Origin of the sequence: Exiguobacterium aurantiacum DSM 6208, from assembly GCF_000702585.1 — a bacterium.
Lineage (GTDB): Bacteria > Bacillota > Bacilli > Exiguobacteriales > Exiguobacteriaceae > Exiguobacterium > Exiguobacterium aurantiacum.
Map to the genome: position 1 here is coordinate 171950 of NZ_JNIQ01000001.1, position 16396 is coordinate 188345.

The window sequence follows — 16396 nt, forward strand, 5'->3', positions numbered from 1 at the left end:
TCTGCTATCATTATAACAAAACCCTCATAAAGGATGGATGAAACATGGCAAAAGACAATTCTTTTGATATTGTGTCAGAAATGAACCTCGAAGAAGTGAAGAACGCGATCCAAATCGCCGAAAAAGAAATCTTGAACCGTTACGATTTCAAAGGGTCGAAAAGCGAGATGTCACTCGAAAACGGCGACCTTGTCCTCGTCTCAGATGACGACTATAAGCTCGAACAGTTGAAAGACGTCATGATTACGAAATTGATCAAGCGTGGCGTCCCGACGAAAAACCTCGACTATCAAAAAGTCGAGCGCGCGCTCGGCGGAACGGTCCGTCAACGCGTCAAATTGAAGAGCGGGATCGATAAAGATGACGCGAAAAAAATCAACACCGCCATCAAAGAGTCGAAATTGAAAGTGAAATCACAAATTCAAGACGATCAAATCCGCGTGACGGCCAAGTCACGTGATGACCTGCAAGCTGTCATGCAGCTCGTCCGCGAGCTCGAGTTGTCGGTTGACGCCCAGTTCACGAACTACCGATGAAACTCGCCATCATCAGTGACCCGCACGGCTCGTTCGCTGATTTGAAAGCCGTGCTCGAGTCCGTCCGCCGCGAGACCGAGCACATCCTTTGCCTCGGCGACTTGTACGAGTGCCATATCGGCAAAAAACGGCGCAACGAAAGGTTTCGCGATGTGACGGACGTCGTGACGTACGACCCGGACTACGAGGCGCTCCTCACGTTCCCGAGCCTGCGCGGCAATCAAGAAGAACGAATCGACGAGGTGCTCGTCGTCTCACATCCGGTCAAGACGCGCATCGCGCTCCTCCCGGAACAGACAACGCTCGATGAGGCGCTGTTCCTACATGGTCATCAAGTGAAGTGGAACGAAGACTGGGAACCGCTCGTCGAGAAAGGCAAGTACCCGCTCGTCTTCATCGGTCACAGCCACATTCCGGGTATTTACCGGAAAGGACGCTCGATCCCGTGGGAAATCGGGACACCGTTCAAGTTGAAGAAGAAACGCTACGTCATCAACGTCGGCGCCGTCATCTTTGACCGTGAATGGTGCCTGTACGACACGGATGCACGGACGGTCACACGGATGAAGGCATGACACGACAAAAGGGACCCGCGAGGTCCCTTTTGTTGTGCTTACATTTCTTCTGGAGCTTGGACGCCAATCAAACGGAGTCCTTCCGTCAAGACGATCGTCACAGCTTTGACGAGGGCGAGACGCGACTGCTTGCCCGCATCTTCTTCAAGGACACGTACGTGGCCGTAATATTTGTTGAACGCTTGCGCCAAGTCGAGAACATAGCGGCTAATGATCGATGGTTCGCGGCGCTCATGGGCACGCGTGATGACGTGCGGGAACGCGTTGAGCATCGTCACGACGCCCCACGTATGGTCGTCGTCCGCACCAGCGAACGTCGAACCGTCGTAGTTGCCTTTACGAAGGAGTGAGTTCGCACGGGCGTTCGTATACTGCACGTAAGGACCTGTCTCCCCTTCGAATTTGAGCATGCTGTCGAGGTCGAACTCGATGTTGTTGATGCGCTCGTTTTTCAAGTCGTGGAAGATGACCGCGCCGACACCGACCATGCGGGCCACGTCGTCTGCGTTCGCAAGTTCCGGGTTCTTTTGCGCGATGTTCGCCTGTGCTTTTTCGATCGCTTCTTTCAGCACTTCCTCGAGAAGGACGATGCGGCCTTTACGTGTCGACATCTTCTTTCCTTCTTGCAAAATCAAGCCGAACGGGACGTGGTGCATGCCGTCGACGAAGTCATAACCGAGTTTACGAAGCACAGAGAAAAGTTGCTTGAAGTGGAGCGCCTGCTCGCCGCCGACGACGTAATTCGCCTGGACAAAGTTATACGTCTCGTGACGGTAGACGGCCGCAGCCAAGTCACGCGTCGCGTAAAGCGTCGCGCCGTCTTTCTTCTTGATCAAGCACGGCGGCAAGTTCTCGTCCTCGAGTGAGACGACCATCGCCCCTTCGCTTTCGACGAGAAGCTGCTTCTCTTCGAGCATGGCGACGATGCGGTCCATCTTGTCATTGTAGAACGCTTCCCCGTTAAAGCTGTCGAATTCGACACCGAGCAGGTCGTATACTTTTTGGAACTCTTTGAGTGACTCGTCGCGGAACCATGTCCACAGTTCAGTCGCTTCCTCGTTGCCGTCTTCAAGTTTCTTGAACCAAGCACGGCCCTCGTCTTCGAGTTCCGGTTGCGTCTTCGCTTCTTCATGGAAGTGGACGTAAAGTTTCAATAGCTCAGCGATCGGGTTGGCGCGTACCGCTTCCTCGTCGCCCCATTTTTTGTAGGCGACCATGAGTTTTCCGAACTGTGTGCCCCAGTCGCCGAGGTGGTTGATGCCGACGACGTCATAACCGTTCTTGCGAGCGATTTGGTTGATCGCATTTCCGATGACCGTCGAGCGAAGGTGACCCATCGAGAACGGTTTGGCGATGTTCGGCGACGAGAAGTCTGTCACGATCGTCTCGTTGCGCGTCGCGTGCGTCGCGTAGTCCGCCGATTCATCGAGCACCATATTGATGATTTCTTGCGAGACGACGTCACGGCTCAAGAAGACATTGACGTAAGGTCCTGCCGCTTCGACTTTCGTGAACAGTTCATCGTTTAGCTCGCCCGCGATATCCGTCGCAATCATGACCGGGGCTTTCCGGTAAGCTTTGGCGAGTTGGAAGCATGGGAACGCCAAATCCCCATGCGCTTCGTGTTTCGGTTTTTCAATCAAGGCCTCAATCTGGTCGAGCGTCAATTCGTCGCCGATGACACGGGACAACGCTTCTGCATACTTGCGTTCATAACTCATTACAATTCCTCCTTAAATAATCAATCGTTACATAAAAAAAACGCCCTTTGCACAGATGCAAAGAGACGGGATGGCCCGCGGTACCACTCTTCTTGCCTGCTTGACGCAGACCGCTTTATCGGTGATAACGGGGGTCCCCCGGCTACGCCTACTCGTTTCGGATAGCATCTCAAAAGTGCGTTTCGCGACGTCTGTCAGCCTAGGCTCTCACCAATCCCTAGGTCGCTTTGTTGACTAAACGATCGTTACTCTCTTTTTCATCGACTTTCGTCTATGTGGTTGAAAAGCAATTTCATTATAGAGGATAATTCATATAGACTCAATGCTAGAATTCGGCCATTATGAGGAATAGGCAGGACTGCCGCCTCATCATGCCGAATTTTTTACGATACATAATCGACTTTTCCCACATAGGAGGGGCCATGAACCATTTCCGTAAGCTGTCTGCCCTCGGCTGGGGTATTTGGAGTGCTTTTGTACTATTGACGATCACACTGTTTGCGACAGGCGTATTGAACGCGCCGGCCATCGAGCCGTTGCCGTTCATCTTGATCGCCTTGCTCGTCATCATCTTCCAACTCGACTCCATCGAGCGCAAAGGCGTCTATTTCACATTTTCTGAAAGTATCGTCCTGATCATCTTTTTATTCTTCGACTTTGAGACAGCTCTGTTCGTCAACCAAATCGGGTTGCTCGTCTTCCAGTTCGTCAACTTGAAGCCGCGCGTCGCGCTCCGGCGCTTCCGTTTCACGTACCCATGGAATGCTATCACGTCTTTTCTAGAACTAGCGATTCCGGCGAGCGTCTACTTGGCGCTCGGTGGTGAGACGGGACTCGGTTTTTATACGCAAGACTCGTTCCTCCCCGTCGCCGGGTTGATTGCCGCCATCGTATTGAACACGGTGCTGCAGAAGTACCAAGTCGGTTGGTGGTTCCGGGTCGACGTGCCGGTCCGCGACTTCTTGAGCATCGCGTTTTATACGTATATCGTCAGCCTCGTCTTCATCTTCGCGGCGTCCTTCTTCCGCGAGACGAACTTGCTCGTCGTCAGTAGCATTGCCGCCGCGCTCACGTTCTTCATCAAACGACTGTTGATTCAAAAAGGACGACAAGACGCGTTCAAATCGCTCATCGAACAGTACGATGAAGCAAAAGAAGCCGTGTCGCTGTCGCAAAGCGAGGCGCAAGCCATCGAAGTGTTCCTCAGCCAATGCGAACGGTTGAATCAATACGACGCCGGTTTCGTCGAGTTCACGTTGTTCGACCGCTCACTCTATTTCGATTTAAAGACCCGCCAACCGATCGAACGTCCCCGCGTCTTCGATTTGCTCGAATCGACGTATCCGAACGAATCGTCCGTCGAGTATGAGATGCGTTTCGAGTGGGACGCGCCGATGTCAGATGAGTTCCACGACGACTACCACAGCTTCATCTCTGTCCGCTCCGAGGAAATCGAAGGGATTCGCACGTGGATCGTCATGGCTGGCGAGCACGTCTACGGCTATCCGCTGATCATCCAGCGCGAAATCGTCAAACTGCTCAAGTCGTTCAATCGAACGATCAGCCGTTGCCACGAACGGGATCGCCTCTATACAGAGAGCCGGACGGACAGCTTGACGCTCCTCGCGAACGCCCGGGCATTTTATGAATATGGGATTCAACAAATCTCAGACGCTTCTATGTATCCGATCTCGGTCGCAATGCTCGATATCGATTTTTTCAAAAAAATTAACGACACGCATGGCCATCAAGTCGGCGATGGCGTGCTTCAAGAATTTGGCCGTCGCATCCGTCAGGCGCTGCGGACCGATGACTTCGCGGCCCGTTATGGCGGAGAAGAGTTCATCTTGTTGCTCAATCATTGCGACGTCGACCAGGCCGTCGAAATCGCTGAACGCATTCGCCAAAAGATTGAAGACAAGCCGTTTTATGTCGATGGAATCGCGATTCAAGTGACCGCCTCGATCGGGGTCGACACGATTCAGGCGTTCGGTGACAAACGACTCGATGACACGATTCGCAACGCCGACCGGGCGTTATACGTCGGCGGCAAGTACGCCGGGCGCAACCGAGTCGCCCACTACAACTATTTGACGACTTGATCCGCCCCCACGCTCACAGAGCGTGGGGATTTTCTATTGACAAACCGATTCGAAACAGATAGGTTAGGGAACGTGTCTTATAACTTAATCATACGACTTTTTTATCACGAGAGACGGAGGGACTGGCCCTGTGAAGTCTCGGCAGCGGGGAACCTGTGCCAAATCCAGCGAGCGCTCTGCTCGAAAGATGAAAAAAGTGTTTCTTGTAAAAGAGGGCCTTTTTTCAAAAGGCTCTCTTTTTATTTTTATGAATGAGGTGAAACGATTGGAACAACCGACAGCTAACAAATGGGCACTGTTGCCCTTACTCGTCTTTCTCGTCTTCTTTATCGGGGCCGGGATTTACTATGGCGATTTTTACAAATTCCCTGTATTGATTGCGGCACTCATCGCCTTGATCGTCGCGGCGATGATGACGAAAGGAAGTGTCACGCAAACCGTCGAGCGCATTGCGCAAGGCGCGGGCAACCCTGGCATTTTGATTATGATCTTTATTTTCCTGCTCGCCGGGGCGTTTTCGAACGTTGCCGGTGAGATCGGGGCGATTGACGCGACCGTCAACGCGGCGCTCACGTTGTTGCCGCCATCGCTGCTTTTGAGTGGCCTGTTCGTCATCGCGGCCTTCATCTCAATGGCGATGGGCACATCGACCGGGACCATCGCGGCGCTCGCCCCGATTGCCCTCGGCATCCATGAAGAGAGTGGGGTCAATATCGCCATCGCCGCAGCTGCCGTTGTTGGCGGAGCCATGTTCGGAGATAACTTGTCGTTCATATCGGACACGACGATCGCGGCGGTCCGGACGCAACGGACGAACATGCGCGACAAGTTCCGCACGAACTTTTGGATTGTCTTGCCGGCGGCCGTCATCACGACGGTTCTCCTCGCCGTCTTGTCGAGCGGAGAATCGACGATTGAAGTCGCTGCTTTTGAATGGTATAAGCTCATCCCTTATCTCGCCGTCATCGTCCTCGCCTTGACTGGGTTGAACGTCATCCTCGTCTTGCTCGGCGGCATCGTGTTGACCGGGATCATCGGTCTGCTTGACGGAACCTTGTCCGTGACAGCGTTCGTCACGGCGATGGCCGACGGGATGATCGGGATGGCAGAGATTTCGATTTTGACGCTCTTCATGGGCGGGCTCGTCGGACTCATCTCGCATAACGGAGGGCTCACTTATTTGCGGGACGCCCTCACTGCCCGCATCCAACAACGGGCCGGCGCCGAGTGGAGCATCGCCGGGCTCGTCAGTGCGACAAACGTCGCCACGGCGAACAATACGATTTCCATCCTTGTCGCCGGGCCGCTCGCGGCGAACATCGCCGACACGTATGACATCGAACGGAAGAAGTCGGCGAGCGTGCTCGATATCTTCTCGTGTGGCGTACAAGGGCTTCTCCCATACGGAGCCCAATTGCTCATCGCCGCCGAATTGACGAACACGGCATCACCGGCTCTCGTGCCGTACATGTTTTATCCGTTCCTCTTGTTCATCTGTGGCGGACTGGCGATTGCCTTCAACTTCCCGCGCTTCAAGAAGCGGGCCTGACAAAAACGACCTTGTGAAGCGTGACTTCACAAGGTCGTTCTTTTTGCTTCGAGTTCACGTTTGAGCTGTTCGTTGCGTTTTTTGAAAGCGCGCCGTTTAAGAAGTTCTTCAAGTCCGCGGCTGATCGCCCATAAGACGAGCAACAACAGGCCGAGCATCGACAAGCGGAACGGACTTTGGATGAATTCTTCCCATTGGTCACCGATCACTGAAAAAATCAAGACGACGAGCAGTTTCCCAAACCCGGCTGCCATGATGAACGTCCGAAGCGGCATTTGAATGAGCGCGAGTAAGTACGTGATCAGACTGACCGGGATGAACGGCAACGAATATAAGAACCCGAGTGAAACCGGGCTCATATGGTTGATCCGTTCGAGCCAGTAGACACCTTTCTTATGTCTTTCAAGCCAGCGCGTCATCGGTTTGCGGAACACGTAGCGGACAGCTGAGAAGACAAGAATTGTCCCGAGCAAACTGCCGACCCATGATAATAACGCCCCGAGCAGGAATCCATATGTTGCCGCATTCGCTGAAATGATGAGGACAAGTGGAAGAAACGGAAAAATCGCTTCTAAGAACGGGGCGCCGAGACCGGCCCACGGCCCCCCTGGCAACTCTTGAAGCCATTCAATCAATTGGATGATCCACTGTTCGAGAGATGTGAGCATATGAGTTTCCACCTTCGGCTTTCGTTACTCTGTTTTACCCGAATTCGTACCACAGGACACATCCCCCTGCCGTGTTCAAAAAAAATTAAAAAGTATTTGCGAAATTTCGCTGTGATATCTATCATATAATAATGGACTTGTGGTTGCAGGCAAGCCCATTCGTCGAACGACACAACCCAACGTTCGTTTTCCTGCAAAAAACTGAACACAGGGGAGCAATAACCATGGAAACAAAATCAATGCGGGTCTTGCTGTACTATAAGTACGTCAACATCGAAGACCCAGAAACGCTCACACAAGAGCACCTCAAGTATTGTAAGGACCTCGGCATCAAAGGACGGATCTTGATTTCTTCCGAAGGAATCAACGGGACGTGCTCTGGGACTTGGGAACAGACCGAGCAGTACATGACTGATTTGAAAGCGAACCCGCTCTTCAGCGACATCGAGTTCAAAATCGATGAAGTCGATGAGCACGCGTTCTCGAAAATTTTTGTCCGTCATAAGAAAGAACTCGTGACGTGGCGCTTTGACGGCGAGTTTGACGTGCCGAAACAGCACGGGGCATACCTCGAACCGGCAGAATGGAAAGAGATGATGAATCGCGATGATGTCGTCATCCTCGACGTTCGTAACAACTACGAATACGACCTTGGTCACTTTAAAAATGCGATCAAGATCGATGTAGAGGCTTCTCGTTACATGCCAGAATGGCTCGAAGAGAACAAGAACCTCTACGAAGGGAAAACGCTTCTCACGTATTGTACCGGAGGCGTCCGTTGCGAGAAATTTACAGCATATATGCGTGACCAAGGTCACGACAACATTTTTCACTTAAAAGGCGGCGTCGCCATGTACGGCAAAGACGAAGCCACGAAAGGCGAGGATTGGGAAGGTGAGCTTTACGTCTTTGACGAGCGCATCAACGTCCCGGTCAACACGGTCAATCCATCGGTCGTTTCAGAGTGCATGCACTGCGGCACGAAGACGGTCCGTTACGTGAATTGTGCCAACCCGGTGTGTAATGCCCAGCACTTCTGTTGTGAAGAGTGTGAACCTAAACAAATGCGTTCATGCTCGAAAGAGTGCCAGGAGCATCCACGCAACCGCTATATCATCGAGAATATCGCGGACAAACTTCAGGAGACTGAAGGCGTCGTCGGGTAACAAAAATCGACCAGAAAGCGCAAGGGACCTTATTGAACTGCTCCCTGTCAAGTAGACAGGGCAAATAATGAAAACCAGCCTAGGCGGCTTGAGTCCTGTATTCGACAGGGCTCAAGCCGTTTAGTCGTTTCTGGAAACGATCATGGTTGTAGAACGATATGTAGGCCTCGATGGCTGATGTGAGTTCGCTGTAGGCCTGGAACTCACGCAAATAGTACATCTCGACTTTCAGGGTACCCCAAAAACCCTCAATCGGGGCGTTGTCGAGACAACGTCCGACCCGGGACATGCTGTGGGTCAGCCCCGCGTCTTCCACCATGCGTTTGAACCCTCTCGAGGTATATTGGAACCCTCGGTCGCTATGGATCATCGGACTCGCTCCTGAACGGAGCCCCGCGATGGCTGGGATCATCGTCTGGAAGACGAGCGCGTTGTTGTTGGATTTCCCGATGCGATAGGCGACGATCGAGCCGTCATAGAGGTCGATGATCGCGCTCAGATACGCCTTCTTCCCGGCGCCATATTTGAACTCGGTGACGTCGGTGCACCACTTCTCGTCCGGTCGGGACGCGCTGAATTCCCGGTTCATCAGGTTCTCGGCCACATGTTGCGGTGACGATTTCTTATGCCGCTTTCGTTTCTGGCGGATGACCGAACGGATCTCATGGATGCGCATGAGACGATAGATCCGCTTCTCATTGTATGCCGGCAGGCCATGTTGACGTCGTCTGCGGTTGATTGTCATGGTGAGCCGTCGATAGCCGTAGGTCCCGTTCACCTGGTCATAGAGGAGACGGATGTCCTCCAGTAAGCCCAAGTTCTCCTCCTCGCGTACCGAGACGGTACGCTTCAACCATTTGTAGTAGGCGGCCCGTGAGACCTGCGCGATTTCACACAGGAGCACGACCGGGAACGTGTCGGTCGTCGACATTTCCTCGATCGCCATGTAACGTAATTGTAGCCGGATTTGGCTGATCAACCTCTCCTCTCGATCTCCTCTAACTTTTTTAGGAACAGGTTCTCGGCCCGCAGGCGCTCGTTCTCCCGCTCGATCTGTTGGATGCGACGTTCGAGCTTCTCTTCGTTGGTCAGTTCCTCTTCTTGCTTCGTCCGTCCGCGCCGGTCCTCGAGCCCGTGCACGCCGTCGGCGTCATATTTTTTCGTCCAGCCGTAGACCTGGTGGTACGACACGGCGAATATCTCGGCCGTCTGTTGATAGTTCCGTCCATTGTCCAGGCAATACCTGACGATCTCCATGCGTTCCTCGAATGTGGTCTTTCTCCCTTTTGTCATAGCTCGATCCATCCCTTTTCTCGAATCTGTTAACTCGCTATGACTAGTATACTTCTTGATCCACCGATATAGAACCGAACGACTACTGATTTGATGTCTGGAGAGGACTTCCACCATGGTGACCCCATCGAGATAGTCACGTACGGCCGCTATTTTCTGTTCCTTTGTGTACAGTTTCCATGTCCTCGACTCCTTCAAGGCGTCGATTCCGCCGGTCTCGAATTTCACTTTCCACACCCGGAGGGTATGCTCAGAGACGTCATGGGCCTCCTCGATTTCCTTCCACGTATATGTTTCTTCTTCCATCATCCGTAGTGCACTCAGTTTTTGTTCGATTGAATGCCGACTTCTCGCCATAAAAAACACTCCCCAATCAGATAAACAGATTTGTTATTTCATCTGTCTACCTATTGGGGAGCATATCATATCCCTTGCGCTTTTTTTGACAGAATCTTTACGTCTATTCACGACGAGAATCGGGTATAGTGAAGATACTATTGTCAGACAGGAAGTGAATCGATTGTTGTTTAACGAACCTTTACTCGCCGCCCTCCTTGCATGGTTTATCGCCCAAGCGGCAAAACTAGTGACAGAACTGATTAAAACGAGAGACTTTGAACTACAAATCATGTTCGCCTCTGGCGGCATGCCGAGCTCCCACTCCTCGACCGTCGTCGCTTTAGCGACCGTCATCGGCCGAATGGAAGGACTCGACTCCAGCATGTTTGCCCTCGCCTTGATTTTTGCGACAATCGTCATGTACGATGCGACCGGTGTCCGCCAAGCGGTCGGTTTCCAAGCCCGTTTGTTGAATGATTATTTCAAAGGCATCAAGCATGAGACCCCGATCTTAAATGAACTTGTCGGTCATACACCGTTCCAAGTCATCGTCGGCGCCTTGCTCGGTCTCGTCGTCGGTTTGTTTTTCCCTATCTGAATATATAAGGCATGTCGCCCTCCCCTATCTTTTTGTGAACTTTCACAACGAAGACGGTATACTCAAGATGAGGAGGAATCGACATGCCTTTTTTGCAGAAGTCTTATGAGTCTCTAGACACGCTCGCCGAAGCGATCGGTCAAGCGATTCGCGCCCCCATCACAATCGAAAACCGCCACCATCAACTCATCGCCTATAGCACGCATCCCGACTCGACGGACCCGGCGCGAATCGCGACCATCATCGGTCGACGTGTCCCGGAAGCGGTCATCGAAGACTTGTGGGAGAGTGGGATCTTACAAAACGTGATCGATCGCGATGAACCGGTCGTCATTCCAGCGCGCCTTTCAGTCGGTCTCGGGGAACGTGCCGCCGTCGTCATTAAACAACAAGACGAGGTGCTCGGCTATATTTGGAGTTTGGCCCGCTCGCAGCCTTTTTCTGAGCAAGAGCTCACTGTTTTACAAGAAGGTGCAAACATCGCCAAAAAACTGCTCATGACGATCGCGATGCACGAACGACGCATCGACGCTGAGCTCGAACGGTTCTTTTTGGATATTCTGGCCACGCCGACACTGAGCCTGTCCCATCACGAGCGGTTGAACGAAATCGCGCCGATTGCTGTGGCCAGCCGGTTGACGGTAATCGATTGCCTGCAACCGATCACCCCGCAATTCGCGGAACGGCTCTTTTATGTGCTCGCGACCCAACAGGCGATTGAAGTCGTCCTCCAAGCGATTGACGGACAACAGTTGCTCGTCTGGCACTACATGAAGTCAGAGCTGTCCGAAGAAGAGACAACACTCGTGGAGTGGGCGGAACGGTTCGAGACCCAGCTCCAGGAAAAGTTTTCAGAAGCGGAACCCCGACTCGGCATCAGCCGCCGTTTCTTCGAAAGCGAGACGATCTATAACACGGCCGTGGAAGCGAGACGTGTGACCTCACTGCGACGGAAATTCCCACTCGAGCTGGCCACCGCCCGTGCGTTCGAACAGATCGGCATATATCAACTCGTTCCCGACCTCGCGCGCCTGATCGGCCTCCGGCTCGAGACGCACCCGACGCTCGAACGGCTGCACGCTTACGATCACGCTCACCAAACCGAACTCGTGACGACGCTGGAATGGTACTTCTATTTCGACGGCAACGTGAAGCAAGTCGCGGCCCATCTCCACATTCATCCGAACACGGTGCTGTACCGGGTCCGGCGGATCGAAGAGTTGACGCAAATTACCCGCGTCTCCCTCCCGGAACGGGCCGCCATCTATTTGGCGATCAAAGCCGGACAATATCGTCAAGACGACTGACTCTCACTTTGTGAATTATCACAAAGTGGGGGTCTTCGTTTTTAGAATGCAGGCTAAAGACAGCGTTTTCGGAACGGTCTATACTAGAAGTGTGAACAAATTGTGTCAACAGATCGAAAGGGGAACGGATCATGAAAATCGGGGTATTGAAAGAGATTAAAAATAACGAGAACCGCGTCGCGTTGACGCCAATGGGGGCTGCGGTGTTGACGGAGCTCGGACATGACGTGCTCGTCGAAACGGAAGCCGGTATCGGGAGCGGCTTCACGAACATGGAATATGTCGATGCCGGTGCGACAATTGTCGATACGGCCGCAGACGTTTGGAACCACGTCGAGCTAGCACTCAAAGTGAAAGAGCCGCAACCTACGGAATACCGCTATTTCCGCAGCGACTTGACGCTCTTCACGTATTTACATCTTGCAGCCGAGCCGGAACTGACGAAGGCGCTCGTCGAGTCAGGCATGACCGCCATCGCCTATGAAACGGTCGAAGTCGACCGGACGCTTCCGCTCCTCACGCCGATGAGTGAAGTGGCCGGACGGATGGCCGCACAAATCGGTGCTCAAATTTTAGAGAAGCCTCATGGCGGGAAAGGCATCCTCTTGTCTGGTCTCCCAGGTGTCCCGCGTGCCAACGTGACGGTCATCGGCGGCGGTGTCGTCGGAACGAACGCGGCCCGCATCGCCATCGGTCTCGGAGCCAACGTGACACTCATGGACATCAGCCCGGCCCGACTTCGTCAAATCGATGATCAGTTCGGGAACACGATCAACACGCTCATCTCGAACAGTTACAACATCGCCAAACAAGTCGCCGAGAGCGACCTCGTCATCGGTGCTGTTCTCATCCCGGGTGCCAAAGCGCCAAAGCTCGTCACAAAAGAGATGGTTCAACAAATGTCACCTGGTTCGGTCATCGTCGACGTCGCCATCGACCAAGGCGGGATTTGCGAGACGATCGACCACATCACGACGCACGACGCGCCGACGTATGAGCGCTACGGGGTTCAACATTATGCGGTCGCCAACATGCCAGGTGCGGTCCCACGCACGTCGACGCTCGGTTTGACGAACGCGACGATGCCGTATATTATCGAGTGCGCGCAAAAAGGCGTCTTCCCGGCTCTCCGTGAAAATGCGGCGCTCCTCAAAGGATTGAACGTCATCGATGGGACGGTCACGTACGAGGCGGTCGCCCGAGACCTCGACTATCCGTTCGTACCGGCTTCAGAAGCGGTCACGAAACAACTGCAAGCATAAGTAAAACGCCCGAACGGCTGATTCCGTTCGGGCGTTTTATTTAGGCGTTCTCGACGGCGATGTCTTCACCGATGATCTTTACTTCCGGCTCAAGTTCAACATGGAACTTCTCTTTCACCGTCGCTTGGACGTGACGAATGAGCGAGATATACTCCGTCGCCGTCGCGTCGGCAATGTTGACGATGAAGCCGGCATGTTTGAGCGATACTTCCGCCCCGCCGATCCGCTTCCCTTGCAGACCGCAGTCTTGAATCAACTTCCCGGCGAAGTAGCCCGGCGGTCGTTTGAACACACTCCCGCACGATGGATATTCGAGCGGCTGCTTCGATTCACGTTTGTACGTCAAATCGTCCATCACTGCTTTGATCGCTTCGTAAGGAAGCGGTTCTAATTCAAACGTCGCTTCGAGCACGATGAGCCCTTCTGTCGCAATCCGGCTCGTCCGATAGTCAAGCTCGAGCTCGTCTTTCGTGAGCGTCAACAGCTCCCCTGCCGGCGTCAAGACGACCGCGCTCAAGATGACGTCTTTCGTCTCGCCACCGTAAGCACCAGCGTTCATGTACACTGCGCCGCCGACCGTTCCAGGAATGCCGCAAGCGAACTCGAGACCAGACAACTCTTCTGTGAGCGCTTGACGAGACACATCAATGATGGCGGCACCGGCTTGAGCGATGACTCGATCGCCTTCCCGGCGAATCGTCTTCAACTCGTTCAAGTTCAACACGATCCCTCGGAGACCCCCGTCCCGAACGATTAAGTTCGAGCCGAATCCGAGAATCATGAACGGGACTTGCTCGCGGTGGGCGAGCTCGAGCACCGCCTGTACTTCTTCATATGTGTGTGGAGCCACGAAATAATCGGCGTTGCCACCAAGCTTTGTATACGTGTGTGCCGATAAAGGCTCGTCTTGTTTGACGCGATCGGCCGGGATGATTGTTACTAATTGATCTAAAAAGCTCATGCGTTCACTCAATCCTTTACGTTCTATTTTTATCGGTGCTTCGGACTCGTCCGGGCACGTCGCTGAATGGTTTCAGTACGAAACACAGTATACAAATGTTTGACAGAGGTGACAAGCAACGTTTTCTTTACAATGGAAGAAAAGATTTATAGCAATAATGATGTAGCGACTGCTACTACGATAGGAATTGTGAAATTATCCCAATCACGATAGGAAATCGCTTCTGTCAGCGTGGCAACGACGGAAATGATAAACCCATATGTTACCACTTGCCAAAGCGGAACATCATCCCACAAAAACAATAAAAAGAGCACAGCATACGAGCTGAGGAACATGGCCATACTGCCTTGGAACGACCGTTTCTGCCCGTATAAGTCGTACGTCACCGTCCCATACTTCCGTCCGACGAGGGCGGCCAATCCGTCTCCCCAGGCCAAGACGAGCGACCCGGCCAAGAAGGCGAGCGGTTCTGTCTCAAAGAAGAAGAATAAGATCACGAGCAGCGCAATCGGATAATAGACCGTGCCAAATGATTTCCGCTCGGTTTGATGGACCGGTGACGGACTTTTATAAAGAAGGAATGCGTTCGCGAACGTGAAGAAGACGAGCGGAACGGCTGCGACGTACCATGTCTCAATCAACCAGACGGCGAGCAGCGCCCAATGTCCGACCGCGATATGTACACTTTTACGAATTGTTTCATCCGTCCATCCTAGACGCTTGCCGACTTGTTCGAGCCCGACGAGGAACACTAGGACTATGACGATGGACAGGATGGAGCTGACCCATTCATTCATCGGTAGACCACCTTTAGCTACATAATTTATACGTTTACATTATACCTTAATCGGGCCAGAACCTAGCTTCCCTTTCAAACATTTGGTAGAATGAGGTCAAATGACTGTATAGACGGCGATCGAAGCCGACTATAGAAAGGGTGGCTGTATGCGCGACGCAACTTCAATTCAAACTTTGGCGGACTGCCTGCATTACATGCAAGTTGGCGACGTCGATCGGGCCATCGCCCTGTTTCCGGAAGAAGTGCGTGAACACTTCCCAAAAGAACTTCGTAAAATCCACTTGTTTCATATTGAAAAGAACGGCCTGTCCATCAACCAAATCGTCGCTTTGGCGAACACGTTGACGGGCGAACATTTGTCGGCGACGACGATTCAAAACTGGACGAAGCGGGAAGTCCGCAAAATTATCGGCGTCCCTCGGGTCGGCAAAAAATACTCGTTGCAACAGGCCGCAATCATCTATTTGCTCGACGACTTGAAGCACTTGTTCTCTCTTGAGGAGACGAGTTCGTTGCTTGCGCTCATCTTCAACAACCCGGACCGTGACGAAGACGACCTCATCTCGCCAATCGATTTTTACCGATTGTACGCGGAATATGCGAAATCGACGAGTCCGATCGATTTGCTCGACACGCGTGCCAAGCGCTCCATCGAGAAGATGGGCCATACGCACCAGAACATCGTCCATGTCTTGAAGCTCTGTCTATACGCCCACCGCGTCACGACGCTCGAACTCGAGGCAAAACATTATTTGAACCGCTTCATTTGATGGAGCGGTTTTTGCGTATAAGAAAACACCAGTCCCGTGACTGGTGTTCGTCATATCGATTAAACAGAGACCGCGAGCGGCATCCGTGACTTCACACTCAACGTTTTCAACACTGACAACAGTTCGAACATCGAAAGCTGATCGGCTTCTTTCGTCAAACAGAAAGAGTCGTCTTCTTGGCGACGAAGTTCCGCCACAAGCTTCCCAGCCTTGTCGCGCACGCTGAACTTGTAGCGTTCGACATCGTACTGAATCGTATAGAGTCCGCGTTCATAGACGTTGTACTCACACTTTTTCCCGAATAACGAGAATTTGTCTTTCAATTGACCAATCGCTTGCCCGTCATGGTTCATGACGACCCATTTCTGACAGTTCGGGATGTACTTCCCGAGAGCGATTTGTCGACCAGACAAGTTGTGCACTTGGACACTGCCTTCCGCGTCGCGGTGAACAGATCCGATCGCATCATTTGTCTCGTCATAAATGGTCGCCTCGCCTTGCGTAAAGACGCAACCTTTTACATAAATTAATTTGCGCACCGCTTTTCCTCCTAATACGTTCCAACCACGATTTTTCTGTTTGTCCGGTTGGGCATTCTGTGAAACCCCAAAAAGTTTCTAGCAGCCGAATCTCTCTGTTCAACTACTACATATTTCATATGACGAAGATGATTATTGCACCGTTTGAACAAAAAGACAACCCCTTTTTCTTCGACACAATCCGTCATCTTGTCAAACATGTGAAAACACG

At 52.6% G+C, this 16396-nt stretch carries 15 protein-coding genes, 1 riboswitch and 1 other annotated feature; of the genes, 9 read left to right on the forward strand and 6 right to left on the reverse strand.

Going from position 1 to position 16396, the window contains the following annotated elements:
* The first annotated feature begins 44 nt into the window (after positions 1–44).
* Positions 45–536, forward strand: a complete 492-nt coding sequence (locus tag P398_RS0101015) for a YajQ family cyclic di-GMP-binding protein (protein ID WP_029333783.1) — start codon at positions 45–47, stop codon at positions 534–536.
* Positions 533–1111 (forward strand): metallophosphoesterase family protein, encoded by a 579-nt coding sequence (locus P398_RS0101020; RefSeq protein ID WP_029333784.1) that lies wholly within the window; start codon positions 533–535, stop codon positions 1109–1111. The genes P398_RS0101015 and P398_RS0101020 overlap by 4 nt, the downstream gene beginning before the upstream one ends.
* Before the next feature lie 38 nt (positions 1112–1149).
* Here P398_RS0101020 and argS read toward each other — a convergent pair whose 3' ends face one another.
* Positions 1150–2832, reverse strand: coding sequence for an arginine--tRNA ligase (argS, locus tag P398_RS0101025; protein WP_029333785.1), 1683 nt, complete (start codon positions 2830–2832; stop codon positions 1150–1152).
* 58 nt (positions 2833–2890) lie between these two features.
* Positions 2891–3102: a binding site (T-box leader), on the reverse strand.
* 152 nt (positions 3103–3254) lie between these two features.
* On the opposite strand from argS, the gene P398_RS0101030 reads away from it, so the two are divergent.
* Both P398_RS0101030 and P398_RS0101035 read left to right on the forward strand, forming a co-directional pair.
* Positions 3255–4934, forward strand: a complete 1680-nt coding sequence (locus P398_RS0101030; protein WP_029333786.1) for a GGDEF domain-containing protein — start codon at positions 3255–3257, stop codon at positions 4932–4934.
* A gap of 98 nt (positions 4935–5032) precedes the next feature.
* Positions 5033–5128, forward strand: a riboswitch (SAM riboswitch).
* Positions 5129–5199: 71 nt separating this feature from the next.
* Positions 5200–6483, forward strand: a complete 1284-nt coding sequence (locus P398_RS0101035) for a Na+/H+ antiporter NhaC family protein (RefSeq protein WP_024372134.1) — start codon at positions 5200–5202, stop codon at positions 6481–6483.
* Between the two features lie 26 nt (positions 6484–6509).
* Here the strand turns inward: P398_RS0101035 and P398_RS0101040 are convergent, their stop codons facing one another.
* On the reverse strand, positions 6510–7151 hold the full coding sequence (locus tag P398_RS0101040) for a TVP38/TMEM64 family protein (protein ID WP_029333787.1): 642 nt from the start codon (positions 7149–7151) through the stop codon (positions 6510–6512).
* Between the two features lie 224 nt (positions 7152–7375).
* On the opposite strand from P398_RS0101040, the gene trhO reads away from it, so the two are divergent.
* Positions 7376–8317, forward strand: a complete 942-nt coding sequence (gene trhO / locus P398_RS0101045; protein WP_029333788.1) for an oxygen-dependent tRNA uridine(34) hydroxylase TrhO — start codon at positions 7376–7378, stop codon at positions 8315–8317.
* Positions 8318–8396: 79 nt separating this feature from the next.
* Here the strand turns inward: trhO and P398_RS16495 are convergent.
* Positions 8397–9967 (reverse strand): IS3 family transposase gene (locus tag P398_RS16495; RefSeq protein ID WP_115336706.1). Its coding sequence is split into 2 segments (ribosomal slippage): positions 8397–9328 and positions 9328–9967, totalling 1572 coding nucleotides; the frame shifts between segments, so codons are not numbered across the junction.
* A 154-nt stretch (positions 9968–10121) separates the two neighbouring features.
* Here P398_RS16495 and P398_RS0101060 point away from each other — a divergent pair.
* The 3 genes from P398_RS0101060 to ald all read left to right on the forward strand — a co-directional run bounded on the left by P398_RS0101060 (position 10122) and on the right by ald (position 13116).
* Entirely contained in the window at positions 10122–10547 is a 426-nt protein-coding gene (locus P398_RS0101060) for a divergent PAP2 family protein (RefSeq protein ID WP_029333791.1), read from the forward strand.
* 83 nt (positions 10548–10630) lie between these two features.
* Complete coding sequence (locus P398_RS0101065) at positions 10631–11854, forward strand: PucR family transcriptional regulator (RefSeq protein WP_029333792.1); 1224 nt, start codon at positions 10631–10633, stop codon at positions 11852–11854.
* Between the two features lie 131 nt (positions 11855–11985).
* Positions 11986–13116 (forward strand): alanine dehydrogenase, encoded by a 1131-nt coding sequence (gene ald / locus P398_RS0101070; RefSeq protein ID WP_024372139.1) that lies wholly within the window; start codon positions 11986–11988, stop codon positions 13114–13116.
* A 40-nt stretch (positions 13117–13156) separates the two neighbouring features.
* On the opposite strand, the gene murB is transcribed toward ald, so the two are convergent.
* Entirely contained in the window at positions 13157–14077 is a 921-nt protein-coding gene (gene murB, locus P398_RS0101075; RefSeq protein ID WP_029333793.1) for a UDP-N-acetylmuramate dehydrogenase, read from the reverse strand.
* Between the two features lie 146 nt (positions 14078–14223).
* The gene (locus P398_RS0101080) at positions 14224–14874 is read right to left on the reverse strand and encodes a diacylglycerol/polyprenol kinase family protein (RefSeq protein ID WP_029333794.1); all 651 of its coding nucleotides are present in this window, start codon (positions 14872–14874) and stop codon (positions 14224–14226) included.
* 148 nt (positions 14875–15022) lie between these two features.
* Here P398_RS0101080 and P398_RS0101085 point away from each other — a divergent pair, with 148 nt between their 5' ends.
* The gene (locus P398_RS0101085; RefSeq protein ID WP_024372142.1) at positions 15023–15646 is read left to right on the forward strand and encodes a DUF1836 domain-containing protein; all 624 of its coding nucleotides are present in this window, start codon (positions 15023–15025) and stop codon (positions 15644–15646) included.
* Positions 15647–15705: 59 nt separating this feature from the next.
* Here P398_RS0101085 and P398_RS0101090 read toward each other — a convergent pair whose 3' ends face one another.
* A complete protein-coding gene (locus P398_RS0101090) occupies positions 15706–16185 on the reverse strand; it encodes a hypothetical protein (RefSeq protein WP_024372143.1) in 480 nt (159 codons plus the stop codon).
* Positions 16186–16396 lie beyond the last annotated feature (211 nt).

Coding starts and splice junctions, on each gene's coding strand:
- P398_RS0101015 (WP_029333783.1), top strand. CDS start 45: ATGGCAAAAGACAATTCTTTTGATATTGTGTCAGAAATGAACCTCGAA.
- P398_RS0101020 (WP_029333784.1), top strand. CDS start 533: ATGAAACTCGCCATCATCAGTGACCCGCACGGCTCGTTCGCTGATTTG.
- argS (WP_029333785.1), bottom strand. CDS start 2,832: ATGAGTTATGAACGCAAGTATGCAGAAGCGTTGTCCCGTGTCATCGGC.
- P398_RS0101030 (WP_029333786.1), top strand. CDS start 3,255: ATGAACCATTTCCGTAAGCTGTCTGCCCTCGGCTGGGGTATTTGGAGT.
- P398_RS0101040 (WP_029333787.1), bottom strand. CDS start 7,151: ATGCTCACATCTCTCGAACAGTGGATCATCCAATTGATTGAATGGCTT.
- trhO (WP_029333788.1), top strand. CDS start 7,376: ATGGAAACAAAATCAATGCGGGTCTTGCTGTACTATAAGTACGTCAAC.
- P398_RS0101065 (WP_029333792.1), top strand. CDS start 10,631: ATGCCTTTTTTGCAGAAGTCTTATGAGTCTCTAGACACGCTCGCCGAA.
- ald (WP_024372139.1), top strand. CDS start 11,986: ATGAAAATCGGGGTATTGAAAGAGATTAAAAATAACGAGAACCGCGTC.
- murB (WP_029333793.1), bottom strand. CDS start 14,077: ATGAGCTTTTTAGATCAATTAGTAACAATCATCCCGGCCGATCGCGTC.
- P398_RS0101080 (WP_029333794.1), bottom strand. CDS start 14,874: ATGAATGAATGGGTCAGCTCCATCCTGTCCATCGTCATAGTCCTAGTG.
- P398_RS0101085 (WP_024372142.1), top strand. CDS start 15,023: ATGCGCGACGCAACTTCAATTCAAACTTTGGCGGACTGCCTGCATTAC.